Origin of the sequence: Actinoallomurus oryzae (genome assembly GCF_039541955.1) — a bacterium.
GTDB lineage: Bacteria > Actinomycetota > Actinomycetes > Streptosporangiales > Streptosporangiaceae > Actinoallomurus > Actinoallomurus oryzae.
Map to the genome: position 1 here is coordinate 81,440 of NZ_BAABHF010000017.1, position 13,172 is coordinate 94,611.

Sequence of the window (13,172 nt, forward strand, 5' to 3'; positions counted from 1 at the left end):
CCCGTTGCCTACGACCACGCCGAGCGGCAAGCCCCCGCAGCGTCGGTCAGGTGGCAGACGCACTGGGCACGGTAACCGCGAGCAAAGTAATAAGAAAAGTCTCTGCGTATGGCCTTATCCGGACAGTACACAAATGATCACGCGGACGACACGCGAGTATTAGCCCCACTAGCTGGGAGGACGAGACCTCGCAAGCCCGAGGAGGCCGCCCGTTCGCCCGGTGAGGCGCGTTCGTAATGGCGTGACCTCATGCGGTCACCGGGCTGGATGCAAGCGATCGAACATTATGGTGTGGGCCGAGTGAGTACCGCGGTGACCGTTTACCGAACCGGGGGCAGCAGACGCGGTACCACGCTTCTGACACGGACACGGCCGAAAATGCGGTCGGCGAATAGGTGCAGGCCTGGGGAGAGAAGATGAAGCCTGGACGGGGAGCCGGAGCACTCTTTGCGGGAGTGATCGCCGCGGCGACGCTCGGGGCGCTCGCGCCGGCGGCGTACGCGAGCAGCGGGAGCAGTTCGCTGCCACTGCCGGGGTACGGGGCGATGGCCGTGGACGACGCCCATGGGCATGTGTTCGTCAGCAGTGGCCCGACCGGCAACGGAATCGTGGTCACGGACTTCTACGGCCGCGTCAAGAAGACCATCGACAACGAACCGGGCGCCGACGGGCTCGCGCTGAGCGCGGACGGCACCAAGCTGTACGTCGCGCTCTCCCAGGGCGACGGGATCTCGGTGGTCGACACCTCGACGCTCGAGCAGACCGCGCGCTACTCGACCGGCGCCCAGAGCTGCCCGACCTACCTCGCCCGCACCGGCGCGCTCCTCTGGTACGGGTACGGCTGCGAGAACGACTGGCAAGGAAAGATCGGAAAGCTCGACACCAGCGCGACCGACCCCGCGCCGGAGGGCGACCAGCAGGGCGACGCGATCTTCGACCGGGCGCCGCTCGTGGCCTCCGCCCCCGGCGACGCCGGCCCGGTCGTCGCCGGCCAGCTCACCCTCAGCCTCTCCAACCTGCACGTCTATGACGTGAAGGACGGAAAGCTCAACGCGGGCCCGTCGGGTGAGGTCGTCGGCAGCAACCTCAACGACGTCAGCCTCACCTCCGACGGCGTCACCATGTTCACCGCCTCCGGCTCACGCGACCACGTCGAGGCCTTCGCCACCAAGGACCTGTCGCGCGACGGCGCGTACGCCACCGCGGTCCACCCGAACGCCGTCACGGTCTCCCCCGACAAGGCCTACCTCGCCGCCGCGCCCGGCACGAACAGCGACAACGCGACGGGCGTGCTGGTGTATCCGGTCGGCGGAAGCCAGCCCGTGCGCATCATCACCGGCTGGAGCACGGACAACGTCGTCGCCACCCGCGGGATCACCTGGTCCAAGGACCTGGCCAAGCTGTTCGTGATCACCCAGCCGAGCAACGGCACCACACCGACTCTGCACGTGGTCTCGCACCCCACCGAACCCGAGTCCGGCGGCGGTCACGGCGGCAAGATCTGCATCCTCTTCATCTGCATCCCGATCCTGTGAAGGCCTCCGCCGCGCGCGTGCCCGGCACGCGCGCGGCGGGAGCGTCCACGACGGCTCAGCGGTGGGTGAACACCGGCACCCACGAGCCGAGCTTGTCGGACCGGTGGTATCCGGTGAGGGGTGTGATCTTGCCGTGGAGGGTCACCAGGAGGAGCCGGTTGTGGAACTCCCCCTTTCCGGTGCACTTCTTCACGGCGCAGCCGATCGCGAACAGCCGTCCGTCATCGGCCCAGGCCTTCGCCTGCTCGATCGGCAGGATCGCCGCGGTCTTGCCGGTCGTCAGGTTCTTGATGGTGACGGCCGGGCCCGGCCTCGGCCCGAACTTCGGCTGGAGCCTGCCGTTCGGGGAGAGCCCGGCCTCCTCCATCGCGTCGGCCTCGTGCGCCGGGGCGGGCTGCGGCCGTCCGTTCAGGTCGTAGAAGACCTTCGCGGGGTCGGTCTCGGTCGGGGCCCAGAGCAGCGCGCCGCTCCGGCTCCAGCCGAGGTCCTGGCGGGGGCCGATGGTGCCCGGGTGCGGGGGCAGCGCGTGGAACGTGCCGCGCCCCGTCGCGCTGTCGACCACGGCGAAGCCGGTCCGTGAGCCCGCGGGGCCGTCCGGTCCGCCGACGGGAGGGCTGAACACGTCGGGGTCCTTGGCGTACGCGGTCAGCACCAGCCGTCGCCCGTCCGGGGCCCACGCCACACCGCCGACCTTCTGCCCGATCGAGATCCAGCGGATGACCTTCTGCGTGGCCAGGTCGAGGATGCCGATCCGGGGTGCCGGCAACGGGCCCTCGATCACCGCCGCCTGGTGCATGCCGGGCGCGACGTCGAGGTAGGCCCACGGCGTCTTCTCATACGTTCCGGAACCCGGGTCGTACAGGTACCACGTGCGCCGGATGCCGCCCGACGGCCCCTTGTGCGCGGTGTAGTACGCGGCGACGGCCGTGTGCCCGGCCGCGACGAGGTGGCGCGGGAACGTACTGCCGAGATCGGTCCGCAGGGACGTGTCCGAGGACAGGGTCACCGGGGCGATCGTTTGCACCGGCCGCTTCGGCGCCGATCCCTGCGTGGTCACCGCCACGGCTCCCGCCCCCACGAGGACCGCCGCCGCGCCGGCCGCGAGCGAGTACCCGAGGGACCGCCGCACCCGCCGCCGCGGCGCGGATGCGGCGCCGAGGACACGGTCGGTGAGGTCGGCCGGCACCTGGGCCCGGGCGGACAGGTGCGCGCAGGCGTTCTTGATCTGTGTCTCGGTGTTCACCGTACGACCTCCTCGATGTGGCCTGAGTCGTTGAGTTCGGGGGCGAGTTCGCGCAGCCGGGCGAGCGAGCGGTGGGTGGTGCTGCGCACCGTGCCGACACTGCAGCCGAGCAGGCGCGCGACCTCCTTTTCGGGCAGGTCCTCGAAGAACCGCAGGACGAGCACGGCCCGCTGCCGGGGCGTGATCCGGGTCAGGGCCTCGCTGACGACGACCCGTAGATCCAGCGCGGGCGTGTCGTCGGGCCGTGACTCGTCCGGGGGCACGGAGACGTGGGTCTCGCGCCGCCTCCACCGGCTCTGCCAGAAGTCCGCCTGCTGCCGGTACATCACCTGGCGTACGTACGCCTCCGGGCTCCGCACGGCGGCCCATCGCGTCACCGTCTTGCTGAGCGCGGTCTGGAGCAGGTCCTCGGCCGCGTGCTGGTCACCTCCGGTCAGGAGGTACGCGAGGCGCATCAGCGCGGCCGATCTCTCCTCCATGAACTCACGGAACTGCCGCTCCGTCGCGGGGTCCATCGCCACCTCCGAATCGCTGTCACCCCTGAGACCCTCGGAGGTGGCCGCCGCTATGCCTCGGTGGAGCCACTTGTTCCGGTATATCCGCCCGGACAGCGAACAGCGCCCGACCGCGGGTGCGGGTCGGGCGCTGTTCTCGCCGGTCCGGCGAGGGTCAGTCGCGGTTCGGGGGCTCGGAGTGCGTCGGGGCGGCGATGCGGTTCCAGGCGTTGATCATCGCAACCTGGCCCACCAGTTGCGCGACCTCCTCCGGCTTGAACGCCGCAGTGACCGCGTTCCAGACCTCGTCCGACACTCCACTGGGCAGCTCCGTCGCCGCCTCGGCGTACGCCAGGGCCGCGCGTTCGGCCTCGGAGTACAGCCTCGACTCCCGCCACGCGCTCAGCTGGAACACCCGGTTGTGGGTCTCGCCGAGTTCCAACGCCTCGTGGATGTGCATGTCGATGCAGAACAGGCAGCCGTTCATCTGCGAGGCGCGGATCTTGACGAGCTCCCGCACCTTGGGGTCCAGCGGCCCCTTGCGGATGGCGGTCTCGGTGTGGATGAAGGCACGGTAGAGCTCCGGCGCGACCTCGGCGAGGTTGATGCGTGACATCGGGTTCGTCTTCCCTTCTCGTTCGTTCATCAAGAAGACAGGACAGCCGCCCCCGATGTGACGTCACGCCGGAGAAATCCTCCTCGCCTGGACCGGCGAAGGTCAGCTCGCCAGGTCCGAGAGCGGCACGCCGGGGTCGGCGAGGCGGTCCTTGTCCACCGGCTTGCCGGAGCGGATGAGCGCCTGGATGTCGTCGGTGACGTCCCAGACGTTGACGTTCATCCCGCCGACGACGCGTCCGCCGGACAGCCAGAACGCGATGAACTCCAGGTCGTCGGAGTCGCCGGAGACGTACGCGGCCGGGTCCTTGCCGCGGTACACCACCTCGTCGTAGTCGCCGGCCCAGTCGCCCGAGGCCTCCATGCCGAGGTCGAACTGGTCGGTGTAGAAGTAGGGCACCTGGTCGAAGGAGACGTCCTGGCCGAGCATGGAGCGGGCCGCCGCGGGGCCGCCGTTCAGGGCGTTCGCCCAGTGCTCGACGCGGATGCGGCGGCCGAGCAGCGGGTGCTGGGCGTTCGCGACGTCGCCGGCGGCGAAGACGTCCGGGTCGGAGGTGCGCAGCGCCGCGTCGACCAGCACGCCGTTGTCCACCTCCAGTCCCGCCTCCTCGGCGAGCGCGGTGTTCGGCACCGCGCCGATGCCGACGATCACGACGTCGGCGGGCAGCTCGGTGCCGCTGCCCGTGACGACCGAGGTCTCGGTGATCTCCGCGACGCCGTCGCCGAGGGTGAACTCCACCCCCTGCCGCCGGTGCACGGCGGCGAACACCTCACCGAGCTCGGGTCCGAGCACGCGGTGCAGCGGCGTGGCCTCCGGCTCGACCACGTGGACGTCGTTGCCGTAACCACGAGCGGCGGCCGCCGCCTCCAGGCCGATCCAGCCCGCGCCGACCACGACGACCCGCCGGTCCCCGGAGATGAGTATGGAGCGCAGCCGCTCGGAGTCGTCGGCGGTGCGGATGTAGTGCACGTGGTCCTGCCGGGCGCCGGGCACGTCGAGGCGGCGCGGTGAGGCGCCCGTGGTGAGCAGCAGCCGGGTGTAGCCGATGCGCTCCCCGTCGGCGAGCCGCACCTCGTGGTTCGCGCGGTCGACGGCGGCCACCGCCGTGCCGAGCCGCAGGTCGACGCGGTTGTCGCCGTACCAGGACTCCTCGTGCACGTACGCCTGGTCGAGCGGGTCGTTGCCGGCGAGGAAACCCTTCGTGAGCGGAGGCCGTTCGTACGGCCGGCGCTGTTCGTCGCCGATCAGCACGACGCGCCCGGCGAATCCCTCCTCGCGCAGCTTTTCCGCCGCCTTCGCCCCGGCCAGACTCGCTCCGGCGATGACAAAGGTCTCCTCGGGCATGGGCACCTCCACGTCAGGTCACGGTGGCTCCCAGTATCTCGTGCGGAGGATGCCGGAATCAGGAGGTTCGGCCGAGGAGTTCCCGATGCCAGGCCGACGCCGCGGTGTCGGTGAGGGAGGCGACCTGGTCGACGACCGCGCGCAGCCGGCCGGCGTCGTCCGCGGCGGCCGCGTGGAAGTCGCGGAACACCGGGGCCAGCCGGCGCGGCGCGTCCGCCGACAGCGCCTCGACCAGTTCGGCGATCACCTCGCGCTGGCCTTCCTGGACCTTCGCGTGGCTCTCGCGGCGCATCACGTAGTGCGCCGCGACGCCCTTCAGCAGCGCGCACTCCAGGCGTTGCTCGCGCGGCACGATCAGGTCGGCCGCGTACCGGGTCAGCGGCCCCTCTCCGTACGCGGCGTGCGTGGCCTCCTCCGCCGCGCGGCAGAAGCGGCCGATCAGCTCGCTCGTGAGGTTCTTCAGCGCGGCGAGTGTGCGCAGCGTGCCGTCGAAGCGGGGCGGCCAGTACGGCTCGGCCAGCAGCGCGGTGAAGCGCTCCTCCAGCTCGTCCGGTGACGCGTCGCAGTACAGCGAGGCGGTCAGCGCGCACACCGCGCGGCGTTCGGCCGGGTCGGCGAGCGCGTCGAGGCGCACGTGGCCCGCGTGCAGGCCGTCCTCCAGGTCGTGCACGGAGTAGGCCACGTCGTCGGACCAGTCCATGACCTGGGCCTCGAAGCAGAGCCGCTCCCCCGGCGCGCCCGCGCGCACCCAGGCGAAGATCGGCCGGTCATCCTCGTACACCCCGTACTTGCGGTCGCCCTCCCGGCGTGGCCACGGGTACTTCATCGCGGCGTCGAGGGCGGCGCGCGTCAGGTTGAGGCCGGCGCTGCTGCCGTCGGCGGCGAACGACTTGGCCTCCAGGCGGGTGAGCAGCCGCAGGCTCTGCGCGTTGCCCTCGAACCCGCCGCACGCCGCGGCGACCTGGTCCAGCACCGCCTCGCCGTTGTGCCCGAACGGCGGGTGCCCCAGGTCGTGCGACAGGCAGGCCACCTCGGTCAGGTCCGGGTCACAGCCGAACGCCTTGCCCAGCTCGCGCCCGATCTGCGCGCATTCGAGCGAATGGGTGAGTCGGGTGCGCGGGCTGTAGTGGTCGGAGCGGTCACTCGCGGCGAGCTCGACCACCTGCGTCTTGGCCGCGAGCCGGCGCAGCGCGGCGCTGTGCAGCACGCGGGCGCGGTCGCGTTCGAACGGCGTGCGCTCGCGCCGCTTCGGCGGCTCGTCCGCCCAGCGCTCCCGATCGCGTCCGGTATAGGTCATGAGTCCTCCTTCGTCGGAGGGCGTGACCACAGGGGCGCGTCTTCGATTCCCTCGCTCCGCTCGGTCATGGGTCCTCCTTCGCCGGAGGGCGTGACCACAGGGGCGCGTCTTCGGTTCCCTCGCTCCGCTCGGTCATGGGGTTCCGAGCGTACGTGCACGGGCAACGGAACCACCTGAAGCCGGCCTTGTGAGCGGAGCACAAAGTCACCGACCGTGGTCTTGTGGACCGTGCACGTAGTACCCGCGGCGACGCGCTGCCTACATTGGGCGCGTGATCCTGAACTCGCTGGCCGACCGGGCCATTCGCCGCGAAGCGCCCAGCCGGGCGGAGGCCCTCGCCGTACTGTCCGACGAGCACGACCTGCTGGACGTGGTGGCGGCGGCCGGGCGGGTGCGGCGTCACTACTTCGGCCACCGGGTCAAACTCAACACGATCATCAACATGAAGAGCGGTCTGTGCCCGGAGGACTGCTCGTACTGCTCGCAGCGGCTCGGCTCGTCCTCCGACATCCTGAAGTACTCCTGGATCGGCGCGGAGGAGGTGGCCGAGGCCGCCGACCGCGCGGTCGAGGCGGGGGCGAAGCGGGTGTGCCTGGTGGCCAGCGGGCGCGGTCCCGGCGACCGGGACATCGCCCGGGTGGTGGAGCGCGTCGAGGCCATCAAGGACCGGCGGCCGCAGGTCGAGATCTGCGTGTGTCTCGGGCTGCTCCGCGACGGCCAGGCCGCGCGGCTGCGTGAGGCCGGCGCGTACGCCTACAGCCACAACCTCAACACCAGCGAGGAGAACTACGGGCGGATCTGCACGACGCACACGTTCGCGGACCGGATCGAGACCGTACGCCAGGCCATGGCCGAGGGGCTGTCCCCGTGTTCGGGGGCGATCTTCGGGATGGGCGAGTCGGACGAGGACATCGTCGACCTGGCCGTACGCCTGCGCGAGCTGGACCCCGACTCGGTGCCGGTCAACTTCCTGATCCCGTTCGAGGGGACGCCGATGGGCGGGCGCTGGGAGCTCACTCCCACACGGTGCCTGCGGATCCTGGCCCTGTTCCGTTTCTTCTTCCCCGACGTGGAGGTGCGGCTGGCCGGCGGCCGGGAGATCCACCTGCGCGGCCTGCAGTCCCTCGCGCTGCACCTGGCGAACGCCATCTTCCTCGGCGACTACCTGACCAGCGAGGGCCAGCCGGGAGAGGACGACCGGCAGATGATCGCGGACGCCGGGTTCACCGTCGAGGGCCTGGACGAGCAGACCCTGCCCGCCGCGCGGCACGACCTGGTCGCGCTGCGCCGGCGCGGCGCCGGCACCGACCTGCCCTCCAACGCCTGACCGGTGGCCGCGCCGACCGTCACCCGCGCGACCGAGGCGGAGACACCGCTGGTCAACGCCCTGCTGAGCGAGGCCGCCGGCTGGCTGGCCGACCGGGGCGTCGATCAGTGGCCCCACCCGTTCCCCGAGAACATCGTCCGCGCGTCCGTGCTGCGGCGGGACACCTATCTGGCCTGGCGGGACGGCGACCCGGTCGGCACCCTCGCGGTGTACTGGGCGGACGCCCGGTTCTGGGGCGATCGACCGCCGGACGCCGGATACGTTCACCGGCTGGCGGTCGCCCGTGCGGCGCGCGGCGACGGCCTGGGGGCCCGGCTGCTCGACTGGGCCGGTGAGCTGGTCGCGGCCCGTGGGCGCCGATGGCTGCGGTTGGACTGCGGCGCGGACAACACCGCGCTGCGGGCCTTCTACGAACACCTCGGCTTCGAGCACGTCGACGACGTCGAGGTCACCGTGCCCGGCGCGGGCACGGCACCCGGGCCCTGGACCGCCAGCCTCTATCAGCGCCGCGCCGAGGCATCGGAGCGCCGGACCCTTTAAAGTCCTGCTATCCCCCGTCGGCGACTTCCCCCTGAGGCCAGCAAATGATCACGACTTTCCGCGCGGCGGTGGCCGTCGTGCTTCTCGCGGGGTTCTATGTCCTCGTCGCCGCGATCACGGCCGGCATCGCGGTCCTCGACTACTACGCCGTCCGGTACGGCCACGCGGGCGGCTTCAAGGTCGCGGCCGTCGCCACGCTCGGCGGTCTGGCGATGCTGCGCGGCGTCTTCGTCGTCGGCCGCCGGCAGGACGCCGACCAGCCCGGCGTCGCGGTGAGCCCGCAGGACGAGCCCGAGCTGTGGCGCACGGTCACCGAGCTCGCCGGGCGGGTCCGCACGCGGGTGCCGGACGAGATCCGTCTCGTTCCGGACGTCAACGCCGCCGTCAGTGAGGACGCCCGCCTGCTCGGGCTGATCCGCGGGCGGCGCCACATGTACGTCGGCGTCCCGCTGATGCTGACGCTCGGCGCCGACGAGCTGCGCGCGGTCCTCTGTCACGAGCTCGGCCACTACAGCGGCTCGCACACGCGCCTCGGCGGCATCACCTACCGGGGCCGTACGGCGCTGATCCGTACGATCCAGCGGCTGGGGGACCACGCGATCATCCGGACGTTCTTCACGGCGTACGCGACGGTCTACCTGCGGGTCTCCCAGGCGGTCTCCCGCCGGCAGGAGCTGGAGGCGGACGCCTCGGCCGTCACGGTCGCGGGCCGGCGGGCGATGGGCGACGCGTTGCGGAAGGTACGCGCCGCGGCGGCGGCCTGGGAGTTCTACGTCGGCAACCACCTGCGGATGATCGGTCCGGCGCAGGCGCGCCCGGCCGACCTGTTCGCGGGCTTCTACTCGCTCTTCCACGAGCCGAGCATGGGCGGTGAGCTGGCCAAGGTGGTGAACGCCCCGGAGGAGCGCTCGCCGTACGACTCGCATCCGAGCCTGGCCGAGCGTCTCGCCGCGATCGGCCGGCTGCCCGAGCCGTCCGTACGCCCCGACCCCCGGCCGGCGCTCGCGCTCCTCGCCGACCCGCAGCGGGCCGCGATGGCCACGCAGGCGTCGATGCTGACTCCGGAGGCGCTGCGGCTGCCGGTCCTCGAATGGCCGCAGATCATCGAGCGGGGGCTGTGGAGCGCCTCCAACGCCGAGTCGCTGAAGGACGTGTTCGAGGCGGTCGGCGCGATGACGAACACCCCGCGGCCGACCGTGGACACGGTCCTGCGGGTGCTGGCGGGCGGCGGCGCCGGCGACCTGGGCGCACGCCTGCGGAGGGCGGGCTGGCGGGGGGACGACACGGCCGAGCTGGTCTCGCGCGTGGTGGCCCGGGCCTTCGAGGGCCTGCTGATCCAGGCGGGCCGCGCCCGATATGTCTTCTCCTGGTCGGACCTGGCGAAGCTCCGCGACCCGAACGGCGAGGAGATCGACCTTTCCGGGATCGTACGGAACGCGGTCGACGACCCCCGGCAGGTGAATGCCCTATTTGAGTGCTTGACCCGTTTTGGCGTCACCGCCGACGCGCACCCTTAATGCGAAACGCACGTCTTCGGGCGGATCACCCCAGTCTCCGCCGGTCTGCTGGTTGGATGTTCGCGAAAAACGGATGTCCACACGGGGAGCTTTGGGTGAAACGCGGGGCAACGCTGGTGTCGCTGGTGCTGACGGCCGCGCTGACGGCGTGTGGGTCGGGGTCCTCGGGCGGGCACGCGAGCGACAGCGGCGGCGGACCGCCGAAGGGCGGCTGGCCGCAGCCCGTGAACGGGCAGCTCACCCCGCAGATGTGCGGGCTTCTCACCGATGACGACTACGCGAAGTACGGCCATGAACGGCTGCCGGTCATCTCCCAGAAACGCGTCGACAACGCGCCCAACGCCATCGACTGCCTCTACACGACCTCCGATGAGCTGACCCTCGGCCTCCAGCCGACCGCGGAGGCCGCCAAGGTGCAGTACGCCGCGGGCCTGAAGGACCACAAGGAGCGGCTCGCCGAGGACCACCGCCCGACGGTCCTGGCCACGAACGTCGTCCAGGGCGCCGACGAGAGCTGGTTCGACTACTGGACGCTCGGCACGGCCAACTCACAGTTCAAGGAGTACGAGATCAGCGTGCGGCGGGGGTCGCTGGTCGTCGGCATCGTCCTCAGCGGGCTCAAGGGCAAGAAGGAGAAGGACCCGCGTACCGTGCTGACCGGCCTCGCCGGGCTGGTTCTCCAGCGCATCCCGAACGTCGGCCGGACCGACACGGGAAAGACGCACAAGGCCGAGTTCGCGGTGGCCGGCGCGGGCCGGGCCCGGCAGATCGCCTTCAACGACCCCACGTCCGGCGAGGTGACGACGCTCAAGAACGTCAAGCTGCCCTGGCACGTCGAGAAGCCGCTCATCTACACCGGCCAGACCCAGGTCATGCTCAACCTGAGCGCCACGAGCAGCTCGCCGCTGGCCGCGATCGGGTGCAACATCTCGGTCGACGGCAAGACCGTGGTCCAGCAACAGCCGAGGGTCGGTGGCTTCGCGAACTGCATGCGGCCGTTCACGCCGCCCAAGTGAGCGCGAAGAAAAACCGTCACCGGCGTACACCGATCGACCGCCTCTCGCGTCCTTTGTAGGCCTTTGCCGAAACATGGGAGGAACCTGGTGATGAGGCGTGGTCTTCCGTTGGCGCTCGCGCTGACGTTCGTCCTGACGGGATGCCGTCTGACAGGCGCCGCCGACCAGACCGCCGAGCCGCCGCCGGGCGGCTGGCCGCAGCCGTCCGGCGGCGACCGGGTCACCAAGGAGATGTGCGGGCTGCTGACCAAGGCGGACTACGCCGAACTCGGCCACGACCGGCGCGCGGGCGTGTCGGGCACGGTGAACGACCGCACGAACACGCTCGACTGCACGTACCAGTCGATCGACGCGATGACGATCGCCCTGAAGCCCACCGCCGAGGCCGCCCGGTACTACTTCGCCGCCGACCTGGAGGACCACAAGCGGCAACTGGCCTCCGGCCACCGTTCGTCGGTGCTCGCCAAGAACGTCGTGGCCCTCGCCGACGAGAGCTGGTTCGACAACTGGGCGGTGGGCACCGCCGAGCAGAACGCCCATGAGATCCGCGTACGCCGCGGCGGGCTGGTGCTGAGCATCACCCTCAGCGGCGTCCGGGGCAAGAAGGAGGGCGACCCGCGCAGCGTCCTGACGGCCCTGGCCGACCTCGTCCTGCACCGCCTCCCCCTCGCCGGCACGAAGGACACCGGCACGAACCACAAGGTGGAGTACGAGGTGATCGGCCTGGGCCGGGCGACCTCGATCTGGTGGGAGGACTTCACCGACATCAACGGCGGCGGCTCGGTGGAGAACACCCGCATCCCGTGGGTACGGAAGGTGTCGATGGCGACGGGCTCGGGAACCCAGCCTCACCTGGCGAGCCTGCGGGTGCAGACGGCCTCGGCCAAGACCAAGGTGGGCTGCCTCATCCTGGTCGACGGCGTCCCGGTCGACGCGCAGCGCCCCACGGCGGGCGGCCTGGTGGAGTGCAAGGGCGGGATCCCCGGGGACGACTCCGACTCGAGCGCCCAGCCCGCCGCGTACGAGCCGGCCGGCTGAGCGTCCCGCCATTCCGGGAGGGGTCCCGGGAGGGGCGCCTCGAGCGGGGACGCGTCGTCGACATCACCGTCGCCTGATCGGGACCGGTCCCGGCGAGTCGATGGGAGCATGCGGCGTCATGGACAGAAGCGTGACGCGGCCGGTACCGGCCGTCATCCTCCTCGCCCTGACCGCCGCCGGCTGCGGGAGCGGATCCGGAGGCGACCAGAAGCCGCGGGAGACACCCGTCCGCCCCACCGTCGCCGCGAGCCGGACCCCGGCGCGGACCCCGGCGCGGACCCCCGGTTTCCCGCAGGCCGCCGACGGCAAGAACGTCCGCGCCTGTCACGACGGAAGCTGCGAGATCCTGGTCACCAAGCGGACGAAGATCCCGCTCGATCCCCGTTTCGGCTTCAAGACCTTCTCCTTCGACCCCTCCGACTCCACGTGGCGCTACACCTATCCGATCGGCGGCAGCGGGCGCCTGAAATGGCTGGAACCTCCCTACAGCGGATCGTGGGTCGGTCCCACCGGCAAGCAACAGCTGGTCATGACCGTGGTGGCCTCCGACGGGTCCAAAGCGGTCATCTCCCTGCGCCCGGGGAAGTGACCCCAAGCCGATAATCGACAGATGTCAGTCTTCCTGGAGACCGGCCGGCTCACACTGCGCCGTTTCACCGAGGCCGACGAGGACGACCTGGTCGAGCTCGACGGCGATCCGGAGGTCATGCGTTTCCTCACCGGCGGCAGGCCGACGTCCCGCGAGGAGGTCCGCGGCCGGATCCTGCCGACGATCCTCAACTACTACGAGCGGTTCGAAGACCTCGGAGCCTGGGCGGCGGAGGAGAGGTCCACCGGAGGATTCCTGGGCTGGTTCCACTTCCGGCCGTACCGGAACGGCCCCCGTGACGGCGACATCGAACTCGGCTACCGGCTGCGCAGGCCGGCGTGGGGCAAGGGCTACGCGACCGAGGGGTCGCGGGCGCTGATCCACAAGGGTTTCACCGAACTCGGCGTCGACCGCGTGGTCGCGGAGACGATGACGGTCAACGCCGGCTCCCGGCGCGTGCTGGAGAAGGCCGGCCTGAAACTCGTACGCATGAGAACGGTGCGCACCACCGAAGGCACCGAGCACGGCGTGGCCGAGTACGCACTGACCAGAGCCGACTGGGAGGGAAACTAAAGATTGAATCTGATTCGTCGGGCTTATCATCCTTTCGATTGGC

At 70.9% G+C, this 13,172-nt stretch carries 13 protein-coding genes; 8 read left to right on the forward strand and 5 right to left on the reverse strand.

Going from position 1 to position 13,172, the window contains the following annotated elements; all coding sequences use genetic code 11:
* Positions 1–416 precede the first annotated feature (416 nt).
* Entirely contained in the window at positions 417–1,535 is a 1,119-nt protein-coding gene (locus ABEA10_RS13205; RefSeq protein ID WP_345462446.1) for a hypothetical protein, read from the forward strand.
* A 55-nt stretch (positions 1,536–1,590) separates the two neighbouring features.
* On the opposite strand, the gene ABEA10_RS13210 is transcribed toward ABEA10_RS13205, so the two are convergent.
* From ABEA10_RS13210 to ABEA10_RS13230, 5 genes are all read right to left on the reverse strand, one after another.
* Positions 1,591–2,778, reverse strand: a complete 1,188-nt coding sequence (locus tag ABEA10_RS13210) for a hypothetical protein (RefSeq protein WP_345462449.1) — start codon at positions 2,776–2,778, stop codon at positions 1,591–1,593.
* On the reverse strand, positions 2,775–3,293 hold the full coding sequence (locus ABEA10_RS13215) for a SigE family RNA polymerase sigma factor (protein ID WP_345462452.1): 519 nt from the start codon (positions 3,291–3,293) through the stop codon (positions 2,775–2,777). The genes ABEA10_RS13210 and ABEA10_RS13215 overlap by 4 nt, the downstream gene beginning before the upstream one ends.
* Before the next feature lie 154 nt (positions 3,294–3,447).
* The gene (locus ABEA10_RS13220) at positions 3,448–3,918 is read right to left on the reverse strand and encodes a carboxymuconolactone decarboxylase family protein (RefSeq protein ID WP_345462455.1); all 471 of its coding nucleotides are present in this window, start codon (positions 3,916–3,918) and stop codon (positions 3,448–3,450) included.
* 72 nt (positions 3,919–3,990) lie between these two features.
* Positions 3,991–5,232: an NAD(P)/FAD-dependent oxidoreductase gene (locus ABEA10_RS13225; RefSeq protein ID WP_345462458.1), complete on the reverse strand. Its 1,242-nt coding sequence runs from the start codon at positions 5,230–5,232 to the stop codon at positions 3,991–3,993.
* Positions 5,233–5,290: 58 nt separating this feature from the next.
* Entirely contained in the window at positions 5,291–6,529 is a 1,239-nt protein-coding gene (locus ABEA10_RS13230; protein WP_345462461.1) for a deoxyguanosinetriphosphate triphosphohydrolase, read from the reverse strand.
* 271 nt (positions 6,530–6,800) lie between these two features.
* Here ABEA10_RS13230 and bioB point away from each other — a divergent pair, with 271 nt between their 5' ends.
* From bioB to ABEA10_RS13265, 7 genes are all read left to right on the forward strand, one after another.
* A complete protein-coding gene (bioB, locus tag ABEA10_RS13235) occupies positions 6,801–7,856 on the forward strand; it encodes a biotin synthase BioB (protein WP_345462464.1) in 1,056 nt (351 codons plus the stop codon).
* Positions 7,857–7,859: 3 nt separating this feature from the next.
* On the forward strand, positions 7,860–8,396 hold the full coding sequence (locus tag ABEA10_RS13240; RefSeq protein ID WP_345462467.1) for a GNAT family N-acetyltransferase: 537 nt from the start codon (positions 7,860–7,862) through the stop codon (positions 8,394–8,396).
* A gap of 44 nt (positions 8,397–8,440) precedes the next feature.
* Positions 8,441–9,913: a M48 family metallopeptidase gene (locus ABEA10_RS13245; RefSeq protein ID WP_345462470.1), complete on the forward strand. Its 1,473-nt coding sequence runs from the start codon at positions 8,441–8,443 to the stop codon at positions 9,911–9,913.
* A gap of 95 nt (positions 9,914–10,008) precedes the next feature.
* On the forward strand, positions 10,009–10,929 hold the full coding sequence (locus tag ABEA10_RS13250) for an MmpS family transport accessory protein (RefSeq protein WP_345462473.1): 921 nt from the start codon (positions 10,009–10,011) through the stop codon (positions 10,927–10,929).
* Positions 10,930–11,019: 90 nt separating this feature from the next.
* On the forward strand, positions 11,020–11,967 hold the full coding sequence (locus ABEA10_RS13255) for a hypothetical protein (protein ID WP_345462476.1): 948 nt from the start codon (positions 11,020–11,022) through the stop codon (positions 11,965–11,967).
* Positions 11,968–12,085: 118 nt separating this feature from the next.
* Positions 12,086–12,556 carry a hypothetical protein gene (locus ABEA10_RS13260; protein ID WP_345462479.1) on the forward strand — a complete coding sequence of 157 codons (471 nt, stop codon included), beginning with the start codon at positions 12,086–12,088 and terminating at the stop codon, positions 12,554–12,556.
* 21 nt (positions 12,557–12,577) lie between these two features.
* Complete coding sequence (locus tag ABEA10_RS13265) at positions 12,578–13,129, forward strand: GNAT family N-acetyltransferase (protein WP_345462482.1); 552 nt, start codon at positions 12,578–12,580, stop codon at positions 13,127–13,129.
* The last annotated feature ends 43 nt before the right edge of the window (positions 13,130–13,172 follow it).